1 protein-coding gene (cut by a window edge) is annotated in these 26,883 nt (G+C 71.9%); it reads right to left on the bottom strand.

What is annotated here, in order from left to right:
* A protein-coding gene (locus AC1UE4_RS19275; RefSeq protein WP_482918932.1) for an FG-GAP-like repeat-containing protein crosses the window boundary here: on the bottom strand, positions 1 to 26,748 show its 5' portion. The gene continues 23,442 nt to the left of window position 1, outside the view; only the first 26,748 of its 50,190 coding nucleotides appear in the window; it begins with the start codon at positions 26,746 to 26,748; its stop codon lies beyond the left edge, outside the window.
* Between the last annotated feature and the right edge of the window lie 135 nt (positions 26,749 to 26,883).

The following is a 26,883-nucleotide window of genomic DNA, read 5'->3' as shown; positions in this document are numbered from 1 at the left end:
CATCCGGAAGCCGGTCAGCGCGTTGATCTCGAAGAGCGCCGTGCCGCCGATCTCGAAGAGGTCCTGGCCGTTGACGACGATCTTCACGAACGCGTTGATGAGCGCGATGTCGAGCGTGCCGTTCGGCTGGCGGGTGACGACGACGCTGCCGCCGATGTCGAGCAGCGTGCCGACCTTGAAGTGCACGTTCGTGCCGAGGAAGGCGAAGGAGCCGGGCACGACCGTGCGCGTGACGCCGCCGGCGCTGAGGCCGGTGCCGAGCGTCGCGTCGCCCGTGTTCATCGAGAACTCGACGTCGCCGCTGAGCTGCAGGCCGTCGAGCCCGATGAGCGCCAGGTGGCCCTTGACGAGGATCGCGAACTGGCCCGCGCCGGCGGTCTTGACGTGGATCGAGGCGCCGGTGATGAGCACGCCGATCGCCTTCGGGTTCGGCGAGCCGTCCGCCAGGCGCGACGGGCCGCTGCCGACGAAGACCTCGAGCGAGTCGCCGGAGAAGTTCCCGCTCGACAGCTTGAAGTTGCCGCGGATCTCGAAGTAGCCGCCGAAGTCGAAGTCGACGTCCTGCAGCAGGAACTGGAACGTCGGCGACGCCTGGAGGTCGATCTTGATCTCCTGGCCGTTCACGACGACCGTCTCGTTGACGATCGTGCTCGTCGTGTTGATCGAGAGGCCGATGCTGGCGCCGAACGAGAACCCGCCGCCGTCGGCCGAGCCGTTGCTGCCGGCCTTCCCGAGGAAGACGCCCGCGACGCCGACGCCCGGCTTGACCACGAACGCGCCGTAGGCCTCCTGGATGATCCCGTTCGCTCCGTCGTCGAACTTCAGGTGCGCGACGCCGATCTTGAGGATCGGGGTCGTCGTCCCCTTCTTCACCGCGCGCTCGAAGAGGAAGTCGCCGGAGATCGTCTTGCCCGACAGCGTGATCTGCGTCTGGTAGGCGGCGACGCGCACGAACGGTCCAACGGGGACGCTCAGCGTCTTCGTGACGGCCGTGCCGTTGTCGTCGCGGAAGGTGAACTGCTCGTTCACCGCGCTGGTGAGCGTGTTGAACTCGACGATGAGGTTCGCGGAGAAGTTGAACCCGCTCGGGAGGCCGACGAGCTCGAAGCCGGGGCTGCCGGAGGTCGACTTGCCGGCCGTGATCGAGCCCGCGATGCCGAGCGGCGTGATCAGCAGCAGGCCGGTGACATTGGTGAACCGCACGCCCGCGTTGTCCGTGCCGGCGAACCCGTCGTTGTCCGCCCCCGGGTCGCCCAGGAAGAGGTTGACGCCGGTCATGCCGATGCGGATGACCTTGGCGCCGGCCTTCGTCGTCTGCTGCTCGAAGAGGAAGACGCCCTCGAGGCTCTGGCCGAAGACGGCGACCTTGGCCTTCGTCGTCGGCGAGCCGACCTGCACGCGGAGGTACGGGCCCGCCGCGACGTTGAGCGTGAACGAGTCCGCGCCGATCGTGAACGAGCGGTTGACCGCGACGTTCGTCGTGTTGATGACGAGGCTGATCGGGCCGGTGTTGAACGTGAAGTTCGCCGCGAGCGTCGGCCCGAGCGCGAGCGCCGCGGTCATGTCCGCCGCGATGCCGGCGTTCGTCACGAGGATCGCGCCGCGGATGTTCTTGATCGTCAGGAACGTCGTCGTCCCGTCGCCGAGCACGACCTTCGCGCCCGCGGTGCCGTCGCCGTCGTCGTCCGGCCCGCTGATCGCGATGGCGATGACGGACTGGCCGTTCGCCGTCGTCTTCTCGAAGGCGAAGTTGCCGCTCAGCGTCTGGCCGGCGATCGTCAGGAAGACGTTCGTGCCCGCGACCTTCAGGAACGACGTCGCCGTGCGCGTGTCGAAGTCGACCCTGAACGTGCCGCCGGCCGCGACGCCCGGGATGTCGACGGTGATCGTGGCGTTGATCGTCCCCGTGATGCCGCCGGCCCCGATGTTCACGGTGCCGGAGCCGTTGCTCACGACGACGATGTCGCGGTCCGGCGTGCCGAGCCGCAGGCCGACGTTCGCGAACGAGATCGTCTTGTTCACGCCGTTGACGCCCGAGCGGATGAAGGTCACGTCGCCGCTCAGCGACTGGCCGGCGATCGAGAACTGCAGGCCGGTGACGGCGACCTTCAGGTACGGGCCCGCCGGCAGCACGAGCGTCTGCGTCTGGCCGCCGACGCTGAAGGACTCGTTGACCGCGACGCCGGCGCCGCCCGCGCCCGTCAGCTGGTTGAGCTCGAGCGTGACGTTGGCCGTGATGCCCGCGCCCGGCAGGAAGCGGATGGTCGCGTCCGCGCTGACGCGGCCGGCGATGCCGTTCGGCGTGACGAGGAAGAGCGCGGTGCCGTTGCTGACCGTGACGCCGATGTCGTCGTTCGTGCCGGCCACGCCCGCGTCGCCGAGGAAGAGGCCGACGTTCGCCGCGGCGATCCGCATGACCTGCGTGTCGTCGGCGGTGCCCACGACCTTGTCGGGCCCGGCGCTCGTGATGCGCTCGAACGCGAAGTCGCCGGTGAGCGTCTGGCCGAAGATCGTCAGCCCGGGCGCCGGGAGGTTCAGCTCGGCGCGCAGGTACGGACCCTTGGGCAGGACCAGGTGGAGGTCCGGCGAGCCGGTGATCTTGAAGGTCTCGTCGACGGCGGCGGTCGTCGTGTTGATCTTCAGCGAGAACGTCGCGCCGGCGGGCAGCGTGACGAAGTCGTCGATGCCGCGCAGCTCGAACTGCACGGTGAACGAGCCGGCGATGCCCTGCGGCGTGATCAGCAGCTGCGCGCTGCCGTTGTAGAGGCGGATGCCGAGGTCGTCGTCGATGTCGGCCGGCAGGTTGCCGGGCGTCCCGCCGTCGTCGCCGAGGAAGATCTCGACGTTCGTCGCCGCGAGCTTCGTGACGCGCGCGGTGAACGTGCCGTCGGCCGCCTTGCGGGTCGTCTGCTCGAAGAAGAAGTCGCCCTTCAGCGTCTGGCCGGCGACGCTCAGCGAGATCCCAGTCGCGCCGACGCGCAGGTAGTTGCCCGCCGTCATGCCGTTCTGCGCGATGCCGGTGGTGTTCAGCTCGAGGGCGAGCGTGCCGCTGAGCGTGACGCCCGGGATGTTGAGCGCGACGGTCGCGCTCAGCTTGCCGGCGAGGCCCGGGTGCGCCACGGTCCGGTCGATCAGGAACGAGCCGGAGCCGTTGGTCACCTTGACGATCTCGGTGGTCCCGTCGCCGAGGCTCAGCGAGACGTTCTTGGCGGTCAGCAGCGTCGAGGTCGTGGTGAGCTCGATGGCGAAGTCGCCGGTCAGCGTCTGCCCCGCGACGGCGAGCCGGACGCCGGTGCCGGAGACCCGCGTGAAGTTGCCGCTCGTCAGCTTGAGCGAGAGCGTCTGGCCGCCGACCGTGACCGTCTCGTCGACCGCGATCCCCGTGCGGTTGATCGCGAAGCCGAACGTGCCCTGCAGCGAGAAGGGCAGGCTCGCCGGCAGGTTGACCGTGCCGGAGAGCTGGCCGGCGAGACCCGCGGTCTGGATGACGAAGATGCCCGAGGCGTTCTGCAGGACGTTCTGGAAGTCCGGCCCCAGCGAGACGGTGACGCCGCTGAAGGCGAGGATCGTCTTCGCCTGGCCGGTGCCGTTCGTCGTCTGCTGCACGAGCAGGCTGCCCGACAGGACGATGTCGTCCGTCGTCCCCGGACCGCTGACGTCGATGCGGATCTCGACGGTCTGGCCCTCGATGCGCAGGTACTTGCCGGACGGCAGCTGCGTCCCGTCCTTCAGCACGATCGGCGTCGTCGCGGTGTTGATCCGGATCTCGAGGCCGCCGCTGACGGTGATGCCGGTGCCGAGCGCCAGTGAGGTGCCGACCGTGAACTTCGCGCCCAGCCCGGCCTTCGTGACCGTCAGGTCGCCGTTGACCGTGATGTCGCCGATCCCGGTCAGCGCGAGCTTCGCGTTCTCGACGTGGACGGTGACGATCCGTGAGCCGTCGTTCGTCGTGAACTGCGTCAGCTCGAAGGTGTCGATCGTGAGCGTCTGCTCGAGGATCGTGAGCGAGACGTTCGAGGCGCTGATCGCGAGCAGCGGGCCCTTGGCGACGCTGAGCGTCACGGCGCCGAGCGTGCCGCTGCGGGTCAGGGCGCCCTCGCCGTCGCCGAGGAGGACCTGGCTGCCGGGCGCGCCGGTGTTGGCGACCACCAGGTCGGCCTTGCCGTCGCCGTCGAAGTCGCCGAGCGCGAGCGCGACGGTCGAGTCGGCGGCGCCGCCGTCGATGTCGACGGGGTTCTCGAAGCCGCCCCACGTGCCGCTGACGCCCTTGTTCTCGTAGAGCTTGTTCGCGGCCGACGGGCCGTTCCCCTCGACGACGTCGAGGTCGCCATCGCCGTCGATGTCGAGGATCGCCAGCGACGACGTCTTCGTCGCGGTCGACCCGGCGAGCGCCGTGCCGGCGAGGAAGCTCGTGCCGTTCGCACCCGCGAGGAAGATCTGGTCGTCCTGCGCGTCGTTGCCCTGGACGAGGTCGAGGAAGCCGTCGCCGTTGACGTCGCCGACCGCGAGCGCCTTCGTCGCGGCGGTCGCCGCACCGAGCTCCGTCGGCGGCGTGGTGAACGGCGTCGCCGCGTCCTTCGCGTTGCGGTAGACCTGCGTCGCGCCGCCGGCGTTGCCGACGATGAGGTCGTTCCAGCCGTCCTCGTTGAGGTCGGCGAGCACGAGCGCGGTCGTCTTCGCGCCGGCGGCGATCGCGCCGAGGTCGGCGCCGGCGGCGTAGCCCTGCCACGTCGTGCCGCTGACGCCCGCGTTCTTGAAGAGCTTCGGCGCCGCGTTGTCGTTGCCGATGACGATGTCGGCGAAGCCGTCGTGCGTGACGTCGCCGACCGCGACGGCGGTGCCGCCGGAGCCGAGGCTCACGCTCGTGTTGCGCGTGAAGACGCCGGTGCCGTCGTTGAGGTAGAGGGCGTTCGCGCCGACGTTCGCGACGACGAGGTCGAGGTCGCCGTCGTTGTCGACGTCGGCCAGCGCGACGGCGTTGCTGTCGGCCGCGTCGCCCGCGGTGGCGCCGATCTCGATCGCGTTCAGCAGGTCGTACGGGTCGCCGTCGCCGTCGTTGAGGTACAGCAGGTTCTTCTGGTCGGTCGCGCCCGCGGTCGCCGTCGCGACGACGAGGTCGGGCCGGCCGTCGCCGTTGACGTCGCCGACCGCGACGCCCCGGGTCTGCTCGGCCTGCGGGCCGAACGTCATCGTCGACGTCACGGCGACGGTGAGCGTGTTGATCGTCAGCGAGAAGTCGCCGCTGAGGTCGACGCCGGGGATGGTCACCGCGACGGAGCCGCCGATCTTGCCCGCGACGCCGGCCGCCAGCGGGTTGCTCGGGCCATCGGGATCGCCGAGGACGAAGAAGCCCGAGCCGTTGGACAGCGTGGCGAAGGTGTTCGTCCCGTCGCCGAAGGAGGCGCTGACGTTGCGCGCGACGATGCGCGTGACGACGTCGGTCGCGGTGGTGCCGGTGCGGGCCTGCTCGAAGGCGAAGTCGCCGCTGATCTTCTGGCCGGCGAAGCCGAGCTGGACGCCGGTGCCCTCGATGCGCAGGTACGGGCCGGCGGGCAGCGTCAGCGAGATCTGGTCGCCGTCGACCGTCAGCGTCTCACTGACCGCCTTGCTGCCGGTGTTCACCGCGATGCCGAACGTGCCGGTGAAGGTGAACGGATCGCCCGGGATCCGGACCTCGAGCGTCCCGCCCAGGCGCCCGGCGAGGCCGGCCGGCGAGACGACGAAGAAGCCCTCGGCGTTCTTCAGGTAGACGCCGGTGTCGTCGGTGTGGACGGCGGGGTCGGGATCGCTGCCCTTGACGCCGACGAAGAGCTCGGCGTTGAGGACCGCCACGCGGACGACCTTCGGCGGCGCGCCCGGCGAGCCCGGCGCCTGCGCGCCCTGGACCTGGTCGAAGACGAAGATGCCGCTGAGCTTCTGGCCCGCGATCTCGAGGTTCAGCGGCGAGCCGGCCGAGCCGATCTGGACGCGCACCGAGTTGGCCGGCAGCACGAACGGGCCGGTGACCGTCTGCGGGTTCGGCGTCGTGTTGAACTCGAGCGTCCCGGCCCCGCTGTCGAAGATGACGCCCGGCACCGAGGTGACGACGCCGACGCCGGTGAAGCGGCCGAACACGCCCGTCGAGGCGATCGTCAGCTCGCCCGACGCGATGGTGACCTTGACCGGCGGCTGGCCGCCCGCCGGGGCGTCGCCGAGCTTGAGCTCGACGCCCGAGAGCCCGATCTTCGTGGCGAGCGTGACCGCGTCCTTGCTGAACGAGAAGGTCCCGTTCAGCTCCATCCCGGCGACCGCGAGCTTCACCGTGCCGGAGGCGGAGCGTGCGTTGTTGAGGACCTCCTCGGACGTGCCGGTGAACTGCGTCGCGCCGGTGTCGTTGAACTTCACGACGAAGTCGGTGCCCTCGAACGTGACGCCCGGGATGCCCTGGAGGCTGACCGAGCCCTTCGCGTAGATCGCGCGACCCGTGCCCGCCTCGATGACCTTGCCGGTCGTGACGGCGACGTAGAGCCCCTTGGCGTCGGGGTTCTTCAGGAAGACGCCGGGCGCCGGGGACGCGACGTCGAGGAAGCCGGGGCCGTTCCCGATGAAGATCGTGACGTTCGAGAGCGACGTCGCCGTCGACCCGATCGTGATGTTGCCGGCGGCGATCTCGACGAAGTTGCCGAACCGGATGATCCCGGAGCCGGAGATCTCGACGAACGCGCTCGGGGAGCCGGTCTCGGTCGACGTGAACCTGACCGGCACGGTCACGCCGCCGACCTCGATGACCTCGTCCCAGGACCGGCCGGTGTTGTTGAAGCGGACGCCGGCGACGATGTTCGCGCTGAACGGCCCGACGGTGCTGTCGACCTTCGCGGAGAACGATCCGGCGACGCCGCCGTTGGCGAGGATGAACGCACCCTGGCCCTGCGACAGCGACAGCGGGCTCGCGCCGCTGCCCGACCCGGCGCCGGTGCTCGGCGTCAGCGAGACGGTGATGTTCGAGAGCCCGATGCGCGTGAGCGGCTCGGGGACGTTGCGCACGAGGCGCGTGCCGTTCGCCGAGGAGGTGAGGAGCAGATCGCCGTCGCTGTCGGTGTCGACGTTGGCGATGACGACGGCGGCGTTGTCGGTGGCGACGCTGCCGGCGGGCGCCGGGTTCGGGGCCACGTCGATGCCGTCCTTGAAGCCGAGCCAGGCGCCGGAGGCGTCGACGCCGCGGTTGAAGTAGGCGAGCGGCCCGTTCGCGCCCGAGCGCGACACGACGACGTCGAGCCGGCCGTCGCCGTCGAGGTCGCCGAGCGCGAGGCCGGTCGAGGTCGAGGTGGCCGGCAGCGTCGCCAGCGCCGCGGCGGCGGCGAAGCCGTCCCACGTCGTGTCGGCGCCGTAGCCCTGGTTCTTCAGCAGCTCTGTGGCGGCCCCGCTGCGGATGACCACGATGTCGAGGTCGTCGTCGCCGTCGACGTCGCCGAGCGCGGCCGCGACCGCGTTGTTGCCGCCGTTGACGGTGGTGCCCGTCGCGAAGCCGAGCCAGCTGCTCGTCACCGAGGCGTTCGCGTCATGCGCGACCTTGGCCGTCTGGTTGGCGCCGCGGGTGACGCCGGTGAACTTGTTGGCGTCGGCGGTCGTGTCGACGCCGGTGTAGGTGACCTGCTCGGTGCCGATCGTCAGCGTGCCGTTCGTCGTCGCGAAGCCGGCGACGGTGGCGACCGGGAGGTCGCTCGCGTTCTCGTCGACCGCCGTGCGCAGCGTCGTCGTCGCCCGCGCGTTGTTGCGCAGCAGCTGGTGGTTGCCGTTGGCGACGGTCGCGAGGAGGTCGAGGTCGCCGTCCGTGTCGACGTCGCCGAGCGCGACCCCGATCACCGTGCCGGTGACGGCCGGGCTCTCGCCGGCGAGGAAGCCCTGCCAGCCGGACACGATCGTCTCGCCAGCGGTGTGGGCGACGCCGTTCGTGCGCGTCGCCGTGGTGATCGACGGCGGCGTCCCGGGCGCCGTGGCCGTGTAGGCGACGGTCTCGGTGCCGCCGATGGTGATCGTGCCCGTGCTCAGGAAGCCGGCGAGCTGCTGCACCTTGACCGACGTCGCCGTCGCGTCGAGGTCCAGGGCGAGCGTCGTCGTGGCCACGCCGCGGTTGCGGAAGAGCTTGATGCCCGAGGCGCCGACGCCGACGACGATGTCGACGCGGCCGTCGCCGTCGACGTCGCCGGTGGCGACCGAGTTCGCGCCAGCGGTCGACAGGTCGATCGGCGACGCGGTGGCGAAGCCCTGCCACTGGCGGACCGGCGTGCCGATCGGCAGCGCCTTCGTGACGCCGGTGACGCCGGTGAGCTGCGAGAGGCCGGCGTTGACGCCCGTGTACGTGACCGTGATGTCGCCCACGCGGGCGGTGTTGGTGCCGGTCGTCTTGAGGCCGGTGAGCGAGCCGACGGTCAGCGTCGTGGCGCTCTGCGCGGCCGCTGCGCTCAGCGACGTCGCGGCCGTGCCGCCGTTGAGCAGGACCTTCGTCGTCTCGTTGACGAGGATCGCGTCTTGGTCGCCGTCGCCGTCGACGTCGGCGAACGCGATCGCCTTCGCCCCCGACGCCAGCAGCGTCGAGCTCGTGAAGGTGCCCGTCCCGTCGTTGAGGAGCAGCTGGGTGGAGCTCGCGCCGCCGACGATCGCGTCGAGGTCGCCGTCGCCGTCCACGTCGGCGGTCCCGAGCGAGACGCCGTTCTGCCCGAAGGACGCGGACACGGCACCGAAGCCCGGCTTGCTGCTCTGGTCGAGGACGAAGTTGCCGCCGAACTTGATGACCGCGCTGCCGCACGGGCCGATGCAGACCTGCGCGCCCGTGAGGGCGACCTGCAGCAGCGGGCCGGCGGCGACGTCGAGCGTGATCGAGCTCGTCGTCCCGTTCGGCAGCTCGACGCTGAACGTCCGCTTCACCGCGGCGGGCCCGGTGTTGATCTTCAGATCGATCGTGCTGACCGTGACGCCGAGGCCCGGCAGGTTGAACGTCGGCGACGACGCGGTGAACTGCGCCGCGATCCCGAGCGGCGTGATGAGCAGCGCGCCGGTGATGCCGGTGACGCTGACCAGCTCCGTCGCGCCGGCCATCAGCTTGAAGCCGACGCCGGAGACGGCGACGCTGACGATCGCCTGGCCGGGCGACGGCTCGGTGCGCTCGATCGCGAAGTTGCCCTCGAGGACCTGGCCGGCGACCGTGAGCTTGACGCCGATGCCGCTGATCCGCAGCGACTTGGCCTTCGCGGTGGTTCCGTCGACGGTCTGGTCGGACGCCGACGTGTTGATCCGCACCTTCAGCGTGGCGTTGAACGCGACGTTCGGGACCTGGATCTGGACGGTGCCGTTGAAGAAGCCGTAGACGACGCCGACGCCGCCGATGGTCTCGAGCGTCAGGTCGCCGGCGCCGCCGGTGACCTTGACGAGGTCCGCGCCGCCGACGCTCAGCGCGAGCTCGACGTTCGCGAGCGTCAGCTGGACCTTGTTCGTCGTCCGCTTGAAGGTGAAGTCGCCGCTCAGCGTGATCGTGTTGAAGAGCGTCAGCGAGACGTCGGTGCCCTGGACGCCGAGCGTGTTCTTCGCGACCGTCAGCCGGCGCGGCAGGCCGCCGACGACGAACTCCTCGTCGACGTCGGTCGTCGTGCTCGTGTTGAGGTCGAAGGCGAGGGTCCCGGAGAGCGCGACGCCCGGGACGTTCTGCAGCACCGCGGTCGCGGAGACGTGCGCGGCGACGATCGTGCCGCTGAGGAGGAAGAGGCCCTCGCCGTCCTTCAGCTCGACGAACGTCTTCGTGCCGTCGCCGAGGCTGAGCGAGACGTTGGTCGCGGCGATCCGGACGCGCGACAGGCCGCTCGTCGTCGTGACCTTCTCGATGGAGAAGTCGCCGCTGAGCGACTGGCCCGCGACGTTGAGCGTGACGCCGGTGCCCGCGACGCGCACGTACGGGCCGGCCGGGACCGACAGGCTGACCGTGCCGTTGCCGACCTGCATCGTCTGGTTCACCGCAGCGGCGGTGGTGTTGAGCAGCAGCTCGAAGGTGCCGCCGAGCGTGACGCCGGGGACGTTCAGCGCGACGCCAACCTGCAGGCGGCCGGCGATGCCGTCGGGCGCGACGACGAAGAGGCCGGTGCCGTTGCTCAGCTGGACCGCGCCCGCGAGGTCGACCGCGACGTTCGCCGCGCCGACCCGAACGACCTGGCCGGTCGCGCTCGTCAGCTGCTCGAACGCGAAGTCGCCCTTGATCGACTGGCCGAGGATCGTGAGCTCGGCCTTCGTCGCGTTGACGCGCAGGTACGGGCCGGCCGGAAGCGTGGTCCCGGCGACCGTCTGCGCCGTCGTGGTGGTGTTGATCGCGATGCTCAGCGACCCGCCGTTCTGCAGCGCGAGCGTGATGCCGGGCAGGTTCACCGCGAGCGTGATGCTGATCGCGCCGGCGACGCCCGCCGGGGTGATGACGAACTCGGCCGGCGTGCTCGTCTGATCGACCGACACGATCGGCGAGGCCTGCGTGCCGCCGAGGCGCAGCTTGACGTTCGCGAGCTTGATCTTCGTGGTGACGACGCCCGCCGGGCTGGTCGACCGGGTGAAGATGACGTCGCCCGCGAGGCTCTGGCCGGCGATCGTCAGCGTGATGCCGGTGCCCGCGACCTGGAGGTACGGGCCGGCGACGAGGTCGAGGACGACGCTGGTCGTCCCGACCTTCAGCGTCTCCTTGACCGCGCTGCCGGTCGTGTTGATCTGGATGGCCAGCGTGCCCGCGAGCGCGACGCTCGGGATGTTCACCGCGATCGTGCCGGCGAACGAGCCGGCGATGCCCGTGCCGTCGAGCAGCAGCGCGCCGCTGCCGTTGGTGACGGTGAGGATCGGCGTCGCGCCGCCGAAGGCGAGCGAGACGTTGGCGAGCGCGACGCGAACGACCGTGCGGTCCTCGGCCGGCGTGCCCGCGGCCCCGCCCGGCACGCCGTCGCTGCCGAGTGCGGTCGCCTTCTCGATCGCGATGTCGCCGGACAGCGACTGGCCGAGCACGCTGATCTGCAGGCCGGTGCCCTCGAAGCGGACGTACGGGCCGGCGGGCACGTTGACGCGGACCGTCCCCGCCCCCACCTCGAGCGTCTGGTCGACGGCGGCGAAGGTCGTGTTGATCGCGACGGAGACGTTGCCGGTGAAGGACACGCCGGCCGGCAGCGTCAGCGAGACCTGGCCGCTCAGGCGCCCGGCGACGCCGGTCGCGCCGAGGACGAGCGCGCCCTCGCCGCCCGTCAGCTTCGCGATGTCGGTCGACCCGGCGGTGAGCTTCAGCTCGACGTTGGCGAGCGCGATCGTCGTGACGGTCGTGCCGCCGGTCGTCGTCCGCCGCTCGACCGCGATGTCGGCCTTGAGCGACTGGCCGGCGAAGTTGAGCGAGAGCTGCGTGCCCTCGATGCGCAGGTACGGGCCGGCCGGCAGGTCGAGCGCGATCGTGGTGCCGCCGACGCCGACGGTGCGGTTGACCGGCGCCGCGGTGGTGTTGATCGCGAGCGCGAGCGTGCCCTCGAAGATGTCGTTCGGCAGCTCGACGTGCGCCGAGATCGTGGCCGCGGCGCCGGCGGCGGTGAGGACGAAGGCGCCCTCGCCGTCGGAGACCGTGACGCCGCCGAGCGAGAGGCCGAAGTTCGCGACCCCGACGGTGACGTCGCCGGAGGCCGTGCGCTCGAAGCTGAGGTCCGCCGTGATGCTCTGGCCGGCGACCGAGATCTGCGCGCCCGTGACCTCGAAGCGCTTGACGGTGAGGCCGTCCGTGAACTTGACCTCGACGCCGGACCCGTTGCTGCCGGGGATCGTCAGCGTCTGGTCGATCGCGGTGCCGAGCGTGTTGATCCGGACGCTGACCGTGCCGCCGATCGTGATGCCGGGGATGCCGACGAGGCTGACCGTGCCCTCGGCGACCAGCGCGTAGGTCCCGGCCGCCACGTTCTTGACGAGGCCGATGCGACCGCCGGTCAGGGCGACGCCGGTGGCGAGCGGGTTCGTCGTGCCGTCGTCGAGCTTCAGCGGGCCGCGGCCGAGGAAGATCGTCAGGTTCTCGCCGGCGAAGACCTTCGTGCCGGGGACGGCGCCGTCGGTGTACGAGACGCTGCCCTCGATCGAGACGAAGTCGGCGATCGTGATCCGCGCGTTCGAGACGGCGACCTCGATGACGTTGCCGGTGGCGAACTTCACGACGAGCGTGCGCGTCCCGACGGTGACCGTCTGGTCGACCGCGCCGGCCGTCGTGTTCAGCCGCAGCAGGACCTCGCCGCTGACGCCGACCGCGCCACCCGCGCCGACCGACACGGTGCCGGAGACGAAGCCGGCGACGCCGGTCGGCAGCACGATGAACGCGCCCTCGCCGTTGGTGAGCTCGGGGTTGTTGTCGCCGTCGAGGTCGGCCTTCAGGCCGGTGACGCCGACGATCGTCGTGGTGCCGGACCGCTCGACCAGGAGCGTGCCGCTGAGCTTGGCCGTGCTGAGCACCGTGAACGGGGCGCTGTCCGGGATGACGATCTGGATCCGCAGGAACGGGCCGGCCGGCAGCTGCAGCGTCGCCGTCGTGCCGCCGATCTCGAACGTCTCGTTGACCGGGCCCGGCCGCGTGTTGACCTGGACGGCGACCGCTGCCGTCGCGGTCATCAGGCCGGGGATGTTGACGCTCGCGTTGGCGTTGATCTGGCCCGCGACGCCGTCGGGCGCGATCACGAACTGGCCGGAGGCGCCGCTGATGGTGACGAGGCCGCTGCCGAGGTTCAGGTTCGCGTTGGAGATCGCGATCTTCACGACGGCCGCGGTCCCGACGACGGAGCGCTCCAGGACGAAGTTGCCGTTGATCGTCTGGCCGGCGATCGTGAGGTTGATCCCGGTCGCCTCGAGGCGGAGCTTCTGCGTCGCCGGCCGCGTGTCGATCGAGACGTTGAGCGCGGCGCCGAACGAGACGCCGGGGACACCGATCGAGACGGTGCCGGAGAAGGTGCCGAACGTGCCGGTCGGGGCGATCGTCAGGTTCGCCGCGACGTTCGCCATCGAGACGAGGCCGCCGCCGATCGACAGCGCGCCGTTGGCGATCGTGATCGTCGTCGTGGCGCCGTCGCGCGTGAAGGACACGTCGCCGGAGAGCTGCTGGCCGAGGACGTCGAGGCTGAGCCCCGTGCCGGTGAGGCGCAGGTACGGCGTCGTCGGGCTCGCCGGCGCCGGGACGGCGAGCAGGAGGTCGGCGGTCCCGACCTTGATGACCTCGTTGACCGCCGCGCCGGTCGTGTTGAGCTGCAGGCGCAGCGTGCCGGTGAGGCCGACGCCCGGGATCGAGACGGCGATCGTGCCGCCGATGTCGGCGGCGACGCCGGTGCCGTTCAGCAGCAGCAGGCCGCTGCCGTTCGTCAGCGTCACGACCGGCTGGCCGCCCGCCGTCAGCGCGAACGAGACGTTCGTCGCGCCGACCCGGACCACCGGGACGGCGCCCGTCGCCGTCGTGCGCGTCGTGCGCTCGAACGCGAAGTCGCCGGAGAACGTCTGGCCGAGGAAGGACGCCGACACGCCGATCGCCTCGACGCGCAGGTACGGCCCCGCGGGCAGGTCGCCCACCGCCGCGCCGGTGCTGTTGACCGCGATCGAGAGGCGGCCGCTGAGCGCGAAGCCGGGGACGTTGCTGACGGAGACGTCGGCGCTGATCCGGCCCGCGACGCCGGCCGGCGTCAGGAGCAGGCTGCCCTCGCCCTTGGTGAGGCTCAGGAAGGTGGTGGTGCCGTCGCCGAGGGTGAGCGTGACGTTCGACGCCGTGACGCTGGTGGTCGTCGCGCCGCCGACCGTCGTGCGCTCGATCGTGAAGTCGCCCGACAGCGTCTGGCCCGCGACCTTGAGCGACGCGCCGATGCCGGTGATCCGCACGTACGGGCCGGCGGGGATCGTCGTGATGCTCCGCGTGCCGGCGGCGTTGAGCACGAACGGCCCGGGCACCGCGCTCGGCGTCGTGTTCAGCAGGACGTCGAACGTGCCGGTCAGCTCGACGCTCGGCAGGTTCACGGCGATCGTGCCGCCGAAGCCGCCGGCGATGCCGGCCGGCGTGACGAGCAGCTCGCCGACGCCGCCGGTGAGCGAGACCGCCGGGTTGGCCGGGTCGCCGAAGGAGAAGGCGCCGTTCTTGACGCCGATGCGCAGGCCCTCGGCGTTGCGGACGAAGGAGAAGTCGCCCGAGACGCTCTGGCCGAGGATCGACAGCTGGAGGCCGAGGCCGCTGACCGACGCGAACGGCTGACCGGCCGCGGTCTTCTTCTCGCTGTCGAGGAACTTCACGACGACGTCGCCGCCGTCGCCGGGGATCGTCAGCGTCTGCTCGATCGCGAACCCGAAGCTGTTGACCCGGACGCGGATCTCGCCGGAGAGCGTCAGGCCGGGGAAGCCGAGGACCTGGATCGTGCCGCGCGCGTCGAAGGCGTAGGCGCTGCCGTCGGCCTTGCGGATCATCCCGACGGTGGCGTCCGAGATGAGGATGCCGCGGGCGAGCGGGTTCGGCGAGCCGTCGTCCATCGTCGCCGGGCCGTCGCCGAAGAACACCTTCAGGCCGGTGCCCGCGAAGACCTCGACGCTGCCGAGCGACCCGCCGAGGTTCTTCGTCTCGAACGAGACGTTGCCGTCGACGGTGACGACGTTGGCGATGTTGATCGAGGCGCCGGTGACGGAGAACGCGAAGACGTCCGTCGCGCTCGGGCCGAACGAGACGACGAGGTCGCGGCCACCGAAGGACACCGTCTGGTCGATGCCCTCGTCGATCGTGTTGACGCGCAGCAGGACGTTGCCGCTGACGCCGACGGCGCCGGTGTTCACCGCGACCTTGCCGCTGACGTAGCCCGCGAAGCCGGTCTCGGCGGCGGTGCCCGTCTTGAGGATGAAGACGCCTTCGCCGTCCTTGAGGATCGGCTCGCCCGTGCCGCCGACCCAGGCCTTCAGGCCCGCGACGGCGACGATCGTCGTCGCGGTCTGCTGCTGGAAGAAGAAGGCGCCCGCGATCTTGCCCGCGCCGCCCGCGATGGTCAGCGGCGTCGCCTCGGGGATGAGGACCTCGACGCGCAGGAACGGCCCGGCCGGCAGCGACAGCGTCTTCTGGGTGCCGCCGACGAGGAACGTCTCGTTGACCGCGGTCGGCCGCGTGTTGACCTCGATGCCGACGGTGATGCCCGTCGCGGTGATGAGGCCCGCGGCGTCGATGTCCGCCGTGGCGGAGAGGCGGCCGGCGATGCCGTCGGGCGCGAGCACGAGCTCGCCGGACGCGTCCTCGATCGTGACGAAGTCGCCGAACGAGAGGTGGCCGCCGGAGAGCGCGGCCTTCACGACCGGGACGCCGTTGACGAGCGAGCGCTCGAAGCTGATGGTGGCCTGGCTGAGCTCGATCCCCGCGACGGTCAGCGAGAGGTTCGAGGCCTCGACGCGGAGGTGCTGGGTCGCGGGCCGCGTGTCGATCGAGACGTCCATGTCCGCCTCGAACTGGACCGCGGGCAGGTTCACCGCGACCGTGCCCTGGAACGTCCCCTCGATCCCGGCGGGCGTGACCGTCAGCGAGGCGTTCGCGTCGCTGAGCGAGACGATGCCGCCGGCGAGCGAGAGCGACGCGTTGGCGACCGTGAGGGTGGTCGTCGTGCCCGCGCGCTCGATCGTGACGTCGCCCGCGAGCTCCTGGCCGAGGACGTGGAGGACGATGCCGGTCCCGGCGAGCCGCAGGTAGGGCGTCGAAGCGTTGACCGGCGCCGGCAGAACGAGCGTCTGGTCGACGCCCGCCACGCTGAAGGTCTCGTTGACGTTCGCCGGCGTCGAGTTGAGCTGCACGCGGAGGCTGCCCTCGAGCGTGACGCCGGGGATCGAGACGCTGACCGTGCCGGCCAGGTCCGCCGCGAGGCCGGTGGAGAGCACGAGCACGGTGCCCGTGCCACCGGTCAGCGCGGCGACTTGCTGCCCGCCGGCGGTGACGATGAAGGACGCGTTGGCGACCGCGATCTTGAGCTTGCCGCCCGCGAGCTGCTCGATCGACGCGTCGAAGCTGAGGACCTGGCCGGCGACCGCGATGGTCGCGCCGGTGACGTCGATGCGCAGGTACGGCCCGGCCGGGAGGCCATCGACCGCGGCGCTCGTCGTGTTGATCGCGACGGCGGCGGTCGCGGCGAGCGAGAAGCCGGGGATGCCGGTGACGGCGACCGTGCCGGAGACGGTGCCGGCGATGCCGCCCGCGCTGACGCGGAGGCTGCCGCTGCCGTTCGAGATCTCGACCGGGCCGAGGTCGATCGCGACGTTCGAGAGCGTGAGGCGCGTGACCTCGACGCCTCCCTCGACGCGCTGCTCGAAGCCGAGGTCGGCGGCGACGCTGACGCCCGCGATCGAGAAGTTGATCGACGTGCCGTTCAGCCGCAGGTACGGCCCGGCGGGGATGCCGGCGATGGTGCGGCTGCCGACCGTGAACGGGCCGACCGCCGCCTGCGGGGTCGTGTTGACGAGGACGTCGATGGTCGCGCCGTTGAGGCCCGTGACGCCCGGCAAGGTGACCGAGACGGTGCCGCCGAAGCCGCCGACGATGCCCGCCGCGGAGACGCGCAGGTCGCCGGCGCCGTTGGTGAGCGTGAAGAACGGAGGACCGCGCGCGCCGTTGGCGCCGGTCGCCGGGCCGACCGCGATCGTCACGTTCGACACGCCGATGCGCAGCTCGCCGCCCGAGCGCCCGAAGCTGAAGTTGCCCTGGATCGTCTGCCCGAAGACGTCGAGGCGGAGGCCCGTGCCGGTGACCTGCGTGAAGGCCGTCGTGCCGGTCATGACCTCGCCGCCGGTGAACTGGACGAGGACCTCGTCGTCGGTGCCCGGCAGCGCGATCGCGTGGTCGACCGCCGAGGTGAACGTGTTCACGCGGACCTCGACCTCGCCCTCGAAGGACGCCTCGGAGAAGCCGACGAGCTTGATCGTGCCCTTGGCGTAGAACGCGTACTTCGGAGTCACGCCGTCGACCTTGATGACGCCGATCGTCGCGTTCTCGAGCATGACGCCGCGCGCGAGCGGGTTCGGCGCGCCGCCGTCGATCGTCGGCGGGCCGTCGCCGAAGAAGACGGTCAGGCCGGTGCCGGCGAAGACCTGCGCGGTCCCGAGCCCGGCGATCGTGTCGGTCGTGTACGTCACGTTGCCGGTGACGAAGACCACGCCGGCGATGCTGATCGAACCGCCGGTGATCGACGGCGAGAAGTAGTTGCCCGACTGGGCGGCGGTGAACTCGATGACGAGGTCGCGGCCGCCGACGTTCACGGTCTGGCTCACCGCGCCGGCCGTCGTGTTGACCCGAAGCAGGATCGTCCCGCCGAGCTGGACGCTCTCGTTCGCGAACGCCGCCTTGCCGGAGAAGAAGCCGGCGACGCCGTCCGGGGCGACGAGGAAGGCGCCCTCGCCGTCGGTCAGCGTCGGGTCGGTCGCGGTGCCGACCCACGCCTTGATGCCGCTCAGCGCGATGATCGTCACCGCGGCGCTGCCGGGCAGCTGCTGGCGCTGGAAGAGGAACGCGCCGGCGAGCTTGCCGATCGTGGTGCCGCCCGGCGCGAGGACGAGCGGGCTCGCCTCGGGGATGACGACCTCGACGCGGACGAACGAGCCCTCCGGCAGCACGAGCCGCGCGGACGACGTGCCGACCGTGAACGTCTCGTCGACCGCGCCCGGCCGCGTGTTGACGAGCACGCGCACGCTGATGTTCGTCAGCGTCATGAGATCGGGCACCGTGCCGTTGACCGTCGCCGAGAAGCCGCCCGCGACGCCGTCCGGCGCGATGATGAGCTGGCCCTGGCCGGCCGAGACCGTGAGCGGCCCGAGCGACAGGGTCACCGCGGAGGCGGCGATCGCGACGACGGCCGCGCCGTTGACCGTCTTCTTCTCGAGCGTGAACGTGCCGCTCAGCGACTGGCCCGCGATGGTGAGGCCGCCGCTGGCGGTGATCCGGACGTAGCCGGTGGTCGTGTTGATGTCGCCGGTGACGTTCGTCGCGAAGGAGACGCCGGGGACGGCGAGCGAGGCGGCGCCGGAGAACGTGCCGCTGATGCCGGTGGCGCTGACGGTGAACGACGCCGAGGCGCCCGAGACGGCGGCGAGGCCGCCGGCGAGCTTCAGCGACGCGTTCGCGATGCCGATCGTCGTGCCGCTGTTCGTCCGCTGGAAGACGACGTCGCCGGCGAGCTCCTGGCCGAGGACCGAGATCACGAGGCCGGTCCCGGTGAAGCGCAGGAAGGACGTGCCGGCGGGGCTGCCGTCCGGCAGGACGAGCGGCGTGTCGATGCCGCCGGCCTTGAACGACTCGTTCACGGGGGCGCCGGTCGTGTTCAGCTGCAGCGTGATCGCGCCGCTGATGGAGACGCCCGGCAGGACCGAGGCGACCGTGCCCGACAGCTCCATCGCGCGCTTCGTCGCGTCGAGCAGCAGCACGTTGCCGGCGCCGTTGGTGAGCGTGAGGGCCGGCTGGCCGCCCGCGAGCAGCGAGAACGCCACGTTGCGCGCGGCGACCCGGACGACCGGGGAGGTGCTGTTGCCGACCTTGCGCACCGTGCGCTCGAAGGAGAAGTCGCCGGTGAGCGACTGGGTGACGCCGCTGATCGTCACCGACAGCGTCAGCGCGGTCGCGTCGATCCGCAGGTACGGCCCGGCGGGCAGGTCGCCGGCGGCCGCCGACGTGGTGTTCACCGCGACCGCGAGCTTGACGCCGGCGGAGAGGCCGAACTCGCTCAGCGCGGTCCCGGCCGTGACGGTGACCTCGATGCGGCCCGCGACGCCGTCGGGGCTGATGGTCAGCGCGCCGTTGCCGTTGTTGAGGCTGAGGAAGGTGGTGGTCCCGTCGCCGATCGAGACCTGGAGGCTGGCGACGGCGAGCTTGGTGATCGTGCCGGCGCCGCTCGGCTGCTGCTCGAAGCTGAACGTGCCGGAGACGGACTGGCCGGCGATCGAGATCGAACCCGAGAGCGCCTTGAGCTTGAAGTACGGGCCGCCGGGGACGGTCACCGCGGTGCCGCTGTCGGCCGGGTCGGTCCGCAGCGAGAGCGCGTCGGTGGCGGTCGTGTTGAGGAACAGCTGGAAGCTCTGCGACGCCGGCGTGATGCCCGGGACGTTGATCGTCACGGTGCCGCCGAAGGCGCCGGCCGCGCCCGCGCTGGAGACGCGCAGCTGGCCCTTGCCGTTGGTGAGGCTGAGCAGCGGGGGACCGCGGGCGCCCGTGGTCGGGTCGGCGTCGCGGAACTGCAGCCCGACGTTCGTCGCGGAGATGAGCATGCCGGCCGCGGAGCGCGTGACCTCGACGTCGCCGCTGAGGACCTGGCCGAGGACCTGCAGCTCGATGCCCGTGCCGGTGACCGACACGAACGGCACGCCGCCGCTGCTCTTCTCGCTGCCGGTGAACGCCATCGCGACGTCGACGGTCGTGTCGCCATCGACGTCGACGTTCGCGGTGAAGGTGTTGCTGTAGCCGTTCGCGCGGACCTGGATGTGGCCGCTGACGGTCACCGACGGCAGCCCGAGCAGCTGGACGTCGCCGACCGCCTCGATCGCGTACACGTCGTCGGCCGTGAAGTGGATGAGCTCGACGCTCGCGTTCGTCAGCAGGAAGCCGCGGGCGAGCGGGTTGGGCGTGTCGTCGGCGAGCGTCGGCGGCCCGTCGCCGAAGAAGATCCGCAGGCCGCTGCCGACGCTGACGGTGGCGGCCTTGGTGTCGATCGTGGCGTTCGCCGGAGTGCCGAACGAGCCCTCGATCGTGAGGAAGCCGCCGATCTGGATCGCGGCGTTGCTGAAGCTCAGCGCGAACACGTCGCCGTCCGCCGCGGTGAACGCGATCGTGATCGTCTTGCCGCCGACCACGACGGTCGCGTTGACCGCGTCGCCGGTCGTGTTGACGCGCAGCAGGCCCGTGCCGCCGGCCTTCACGCCGTCGGTGAGGATCTGCACGGTCCCGGACAGGTACCCCGCGATGCCGGCGTCGGTGACGAGGAACGCGCCCTCGCCGTTGTCGACGTTCGGGCTGACGCTGCTGCCGACGTAGATGCTCACGCCGGTCATCGCGATGACCGTGCGCTCGAGGCCCTCGGAGGTCGACTGCTCGAACAGGAACGCGCCGGTCAACTTGCCGACCACGTTGCCGTCGCTGTCCTCGACGGTGAGCGCGTGCGCGGCGTCGAGGACCAGCTCGACCCGCACGAACGGGCCGGCCGGCAGCCCGAGCACCGGCGCCGGGCGGGTGTTGACCTGCACCTTCACGGTGCCGCCGTTGAAGTTCAGCGTCGGGACGTCGAGCGTCGTGATCGTCGCGTTGAGCGAGCCCGCGATCCCGTCGGCGCCGACGAGCAGCTGGCCGCTCGCCACGTCGACGGTGACGACGTCGCCGATCGACACCGAGAAGCCGGTGGTCCCGATCTTCAGGTCGTCGCCGGCGGCCTCGAAGGTGAACCCGCCGGTCAGCGTCCGGCCGGCGATCGTCAGCTCGAAGGCGTTGCCCGTCGACAGCGTGACCTTGTCGTTCGTCTGGTTGAGGTCGTCGGGCGTGAACGCCACGCCGATCGTCACCGTGCCGGACACGCCGACGCCGGGGAGGTTCACGGCGACCGACGCGTTGGCCGCCGACAGCGTGACGCTCTTCGGGTTGAACCCGATCGTCGCCGTGGCGGTCGGGACGTGAGCGGTGACGACGCCGTCGAGGAGGCTGACGTCGGTGTTGGCGATGGTCACGGTGAGGTCGTCCGTGCTGACCTCGACGGTGATGTTGCCGAGCAGCTTCTGACCGAGGACCTCGAGTGCGACGCCGTCGCCGCCGAAGCGCTGGCGCGGCGTGCTCGAGTTGGTCGCGCCCTCGACGTCGATCGTGCGGGTCTCGTCCGCGACGACGACCTCGCGGGTGATGCGGTCGGTGCTCGTGTTGCGCTTGAAGCTCACCGGGCCGGCGAGGGTCACGCCCTGGATCCCGAGGATCTCGGCGGTGCCGCCCGCCTGGAGAGCGTACTCGCCCTTCGTCGCTCCGAGGACCAGCACCAGCGAGCCGTCGCGCAGCCGGGCGCGGATGCCCGTGGCGCTGCCGATCGTCGCGGTCGCGTTCGTCGCCGCCAGGACGACCTCGCCGTCCGGCGTGCGCTGAACGAGCAGGTCGGCGGTGAGCGTCGCGACGTTCGCGATGGTCAGCGTCAGCCCGGTGGCGGTGAGCTGCTTCGTCCCGGGCGCGATCGTCGCGGTCGCGAGCGTCACCGCGTCGGCGGTCGTGTTGATCGCGAGGACGAACGGCGCCGAGAACGTCACGCCGCTCACGCCGAGGATGCCCGCCGTGCCGGAGAGGCGCAGCGCGAAGGCGCCGCCGCCGAGGATCCGCGCGTCGAGGCTCGCGCTCGTGATCGACAGGCCGGCGTCGTCGGTCGCGTCGCCCGGCGTGCCGCGGTCGCCGACGAAGAGCGTCAGGCCGCTGCCCGTCGCGGTCGTCACGCCGGTCGCGAGGTCGCGGGCGAGCTGGAAGCCGCCGCTGATCTCGCCGAACTGCGTCGACAGCGTCGCGTTCGTCGCGGTGGCGCGGAAGAGGTTCGTCTCCCCCGCTCCGAAGCCGACCGTCGCGCCGCCGGGCACCGTCGTGTCGGCGATCTCCGTGCCGGTCGTGTTGATCTCGAGCGTGAGCGTGCCGCTCAGCGTCAGCCCGTTGACGAGCGGCGGCAGCGTGCCGCTGATCGTGCCCTCGGCGGCGAACGTGCCGTCGGAGAAGAGCAGCAGGCCGGTGCTGACGGCGGGGCTCGTCTTGCTGAAGCCGAGCTTGACGACCTTGCGCGACGTGCCCTGCTCGGTGCCCGCGCCGATCGCGAAGTCGCCGGAGAGGTCGAGGAAGCCGCCGATCGCCAGCGAGCCGGTGCCGGAGAGCAAGAACGACGGGGTCGCCGTGTTGAACGTCGCGTCGAACGTCCCGGTGAGCGTCAGGCCGGGGACCCCCTCGAGCGACACGGCCCCGTCGTCGATCGTCCCGGACGCGCCGCCCGAGGTGATCGAGATCTCGACGAGCGCCGCGCTCACCTTCGCCGATGCGCCGCCGGCCGCTACCCGTGCGGCGGCGGAGGTGATGTCGACGTCGAGGTTCGACCCGTTCAGCGCCAGCGCGTACGTCCCCTCGAGCGTCCCGAGGTCGCCGACCTGGAGCACGCCGCTGCCCGAGAACGAGGGGCCGGCGCTCGCCGCGAGGTCGATGACGATCGCGCCCGTGCCGCCGGTCGGGACGCTGATCGCGTTCGCGCCGGAGAAGTCGGTCGTCAGCGTGTTGCGCGAGACGTGCCACCCGGTGCCGCCGAGCGTGACGCCGGTCGCGCCGGTGACGGAAACGGCGCCGTCGACGACGACCGCGTAGGCCGTCGAGCCGCCGGTCGGCTTGCGGGCGACGAGGCCGAGGTCGCCGGTGACCTTGGCGACCGGGCCGGTGCCGACCGTGATCTGCGCGCCGGTTGCACCGAGGCGCAGCTCGGTGTAGCTCGCGGTGTCGGTGACGCGCAGGGCGACGGTCGCTGCCGACAGCGACGCGAAGTCGCCGGTCAGCGAGAGGTTCGTCGCGGTGAGGATCCAGGTGCCGCGGTCGGCCGCCTCGTCCGTCAGGGTGTAGCTGCCGCTGATCGTGCCGATCGTGCCGGTGAGCCCGCCGGCGGAGATCGACCCGGTGCCAGTGCTGGCGACGGCGATCGATCCGCTGAACTTGGCCGACGCGCCGGTGCCCTTGATCACGACGTCGCTGTAGGTCAGCGTCACGCCGCCCCACGTGAACGAGCCGCCGCCGAGGTCGAGGGAGTCGGGAGCCGCCGGAGCGGAGACGTGGATCTTGATGCGGTCGCCGTCGAGCCGGCTGATCGCGACGGTCCCGGAGATCTCGTCGAAGGACCCGAGCTTCAGCGTCGCGGTGCCGGTCAGCGACATCCCGTTCGCGTTCATCGCCAGCTGCAGCGTCGGCGTCGTCGCGTCGCCGGTGTTCACCGTGATCGCGTTGCCGCCCGAGAGGTCGCCGAGCTCGTTGAGCTCGCCCGTCCAGGACGAGTTGCCGCCGATCGTGAGACCGGCGATGTCGGCACCCGCGATCGCGACCTTGGCGGTGATCCGCAGCGCGGTCTTCGCGCCGCTCTCACCCGTCGCGCGGCGGAGCGCCAGCGCGAGCGTGCCGTCGGTGAGCGTCGCGTGCGGACCGGTCTGGCTGCCGATCCGGCCGGTGACGCCGACCGCGCCGACGCGAACCTCGGTCGTCGTCGACGTCGTGTGCAGCTCCAGCCGGGCGGACGTCGCGCCGAGGTGGGCGAAGTCGGACGGGTCGAGGACGAGGTTCGCGACGGTGAGGGTCAGCGTGCCGGCGTCGGCCGCGCTGCCGCTCAGCGTGTAGGTGCCGGTGATCGCTCCGGTGGAGCCGCTCGACGCGCCGCCGCCGAACGTCGCGCCGGCCGAGCTGATCGTGACGGTGCCCGTGAACGTGCGCGAGTTGCCCGTGCCGCTCCAGCTGATCGAGCTGAACGTGAGCGACGGCGCCGAGATCGACACCACGCCGCCGAGGTTCACGTCGGAAAGCGTCACCGGCGGCGGGGTGACCGGGCCGGCGCCGCTCGTGCCAAGGAGGATCTCGGCGATCTTCTGGACGAGCGAGTCGTTTATCGGCGAGCCGCCGAACGTCCGGCCGGAGAGCCCGGTGCCGTTGGCGCCGAAGTCGAGCGCGACGGTCTCGGTGCCGGTGTCGACGCTGATCGCGTTCGCGCCGGAGAGGTTGCCGAGCTCGTTGACGAAGGCGCCCCAGCCGTTGCCGGCGAGCGGGAGGGCGGTGAGCCCGCCGACCGCGACGTCGCCGCTGACCTTCAGCGCGACCTTCGGGTCGGTGTCGCTCGAGGTCTTGCGCGAGGCCAGGCCGATGCGGCCGTTCGTGATCGTGATCGTCGGGCCGGCCGCCGGGCCGAGGACCGCGGTGATCCCCGAGGCGCCGATGAGGACCTCGGAGGTCGTGCCGTCGTCGTGGGCGCTGAGCCGGACGAGCGCGGCGCTCACGGTGACCAGGTCCGTGACGGTCAGGTCGAGGTCGGTCAGCTCGAGCGAGAGCGTCCCGCGGTTCGCGGCCTGGCCGGTCAGCGTGTAGGTGCCGGTGACCGCGCCCGCGGTGCCCATCGTCCCGAACTTCACGCTCTCGGCGGTGATCGTGATGACGCCCGTGTAGGGCCCCGACCCGGTGACGCTGCCGGTGAAGTGCGGGTTCTTGATCGTGAGCAGGCCGCCGATCGAGTACTCGCCGGCGGCGGGCAGCTGGCCGCCGATGTAGTCGGCGAGGAGCTGGTAGAGGATCGTCCCGGCGACGACGGCGAAGGTGCTGAAGTGCGGGAGGCCCGCGGTCAGCGCGCCGGTCGACTCGTCGTAGCTCGCCGCGATCTCCTCGACGGCGCCGGACGGGTCGAGGTACAGCAGCTGCGACGGCGTCCCCGTGAGGATCGTGAGCTGCGGCGGGATGTTGAAGAGGTGGATCTCGGTCCCGGTCTCCGCGTCGAACGCCTGGAGGTCGTACGTGCGGCTCGGGATCCCGGTGCCCGCGACGGTGGTGGTGGAGATGGTCACACGCACGAACGCGTCGGCGGGGAGCGCACCGGGGGCGAAGGTCAGGCGGGCGTCACCCGCGACGATCGATCCACCCTCGGCGGCGAGGATGAGCTGACTGCCGGCGGGCGGGGGGCCGCGGGCGGTCTGCGTGTCGACGGCCGAGGAGATGAGGTCCTGCGCCGCGGCGGTGATGAGCGCGTCCTCGGTGGTGGGCGGCGCCGCGGCGGCGGCCGAGGTCGATCCGAGGGCGTTGTCGCCGCCGGAGCGCTCGCCGGTGCCCGAGCCCGTCGTCGTGATCGCGGTCATCGTCGGGCCGGCCGGCAGCAGGTCGTCGGCCGGGTCGGCCGGCGCGGCGGCCTGCAGCGTGAGGTCGCCCGCGACGTCGTCGGCGACGATGCCGGTGATCGAGTCGCCGGTGGCGGCGGCGCCGGTCGCCGTCGTCGAGGACCCGGGCTGCTGCGACGTGATCGCCGCCTGCTCCGGGGTCTCGATGACGAGGCCGGTGTCGTCGATGAGCGCCGCGTCGGCGAGCGTGTCCGCACCGACCGCCAGCAGCTCCGCCGAGACCGGCGGCGGCGGGGGCGGGGCGAGGACGACGGAGACCATGACCGGGGCGGGCGCCGGAGCCGAGACCACGACCGGCGCGGGAGCCGGAGCGGGCGCGGCGGCCGGAGCGACCGTCGTCGTCGCCGGAGCGACATCGGCGGCGCCGGACGGCTCGTCGCCGGCGGCAGTCGAGTCGTCGGAGCCGCTCGCGGCGATCGCGTCGCCGGACGACTCGGTCGTCGCGGCGGGAGCCGGGGTCGAGTCGGCCGGCGCGACGGCGGCGGCCGGAGCCGGGTCGGTCGCGGCGACGGGAGCGGCGGAAGAGGGGTCGGTCGTCGCCGCGGTGATCGCGGCGGCGTCGCCCGCCGGTGCGGCGGCGATCGTCGTGTCGCCGGCCGGGGCGGAAGAGGCGTCGGTCGTCACCGCGGCGAGGGCGGCGTCCGAGGAGGAGTCGCCGCTCGTCACGTCGCCGGCCGGGGCGGCGGCGGTGTCGCCGCTCGTCGCGTCGCCGGTCGTGGCGGAAGAGGAGTCGTCCCCGCTCGTCGCGTCGCCGGCCTTGGCGGAGGACGAGTCGTCGCCGCTCGTCGCGTCGCCGGCCGCGGTGGAGGAGGCGTCGCCGGTCGCGACGTCGGCCGACCCGTCCGCGACGAGCGCGGCGGCGGTCGTGGCCGGAACCACCACGACGATCGGCTCCGGGTCCGGGGCGGTGATCGCCTTCGCGAGGAGCGCGGCGGTCGCGTCGTCGTCGAGCTTCGGGTCCTTGGCGTGCTCGGCGCCGGTCGCCGACCGGTTGTCGCCGGCGGCAGCGGAAGCGGCGGCGCCGGTCGAGCTGGCGTTGTCGCCGGCGGCGGCCGAGGCGGCGGCGCCGGTCGAGCTCGCCTCGCCGGCCGTGAGCGACCGCTTGGCGTTGCCGTTGCCGTTCGACTTGGCGGCGTTGCCGTTCGCCTTGCCCTTGCTCTTGGTCTTCGCCGCCGAACGGTCGGCGGCGGGCGTCGTCTGCACGACCGGCGAGACCTTCGCCTTCGCTGTCGGGCCGGCGGCGGCGACGAGCTCGCCGAGCGACGGGTTGTCGTCGCCGGTCTGGGCGTGGGCCACGAGGACCGGGTCGCTGAGCTCGGTCGGCATGCCGCCGGTCGAGTCCTCGACGGTCGGCAGGCCGGCGAACGGATCGCGCTGCTCGGCGTCGTCGGACGACTTCGCCGGAGCGGCGATCTCGCCGTAGCGGTTGTCGATAATCGGGAGCGTCGCCGGCGCCGTGGCGGCCGGAGCGGTCGCGGCGGCGGTCCGATGCGGCCCGGCCGCCGTCGTGCCACCCGCCGCGGCGGTGTCCCGGGAAGCGGCGCCGGACCTGCCGGCCGTCCCGTGCTCGGAGCCCGGCTGCGTCGCCGCACCGGCCGCGCCACGCGGCGCATCGGCGGCGGTCGAGGAGCTGCGCGTCGCGGTCGCGCCGCGGCTCTGCTCGGCCCCGGGGACGGTCCCGGCCTTCGCCGCGTCAGCCTTGCTCTTCCCTGCAAATGACGGGAACTGGAACTCGGGCGTGGTCAAGCCGGGAAGCCGGTGCGGCGTGCTCGTGAAGAACGAGTCGACGGGCGGCGCGGCGTACTGGCAGACCAGCGCGATGAGCCCCACGATCGCGATGACGCGTGCCATGCGGCTGCGACGCTCGAACACGAGCGTGCGGTGGAACGGAGGGTTGAGCGCGGCGGCGGCTGTCACGGCGTGGGTAGTGCCGGACGAGTGCGACGGGGGGGCAGTCGAACGTTCGTCCTTGAACCGAGCCAATCC

Source organism: Parviterribacter kavangonensis, from assembly GCF_056863335.1.
This window is presented reverse-complemented; position numbering and strand designations above follow the sequence as displayed.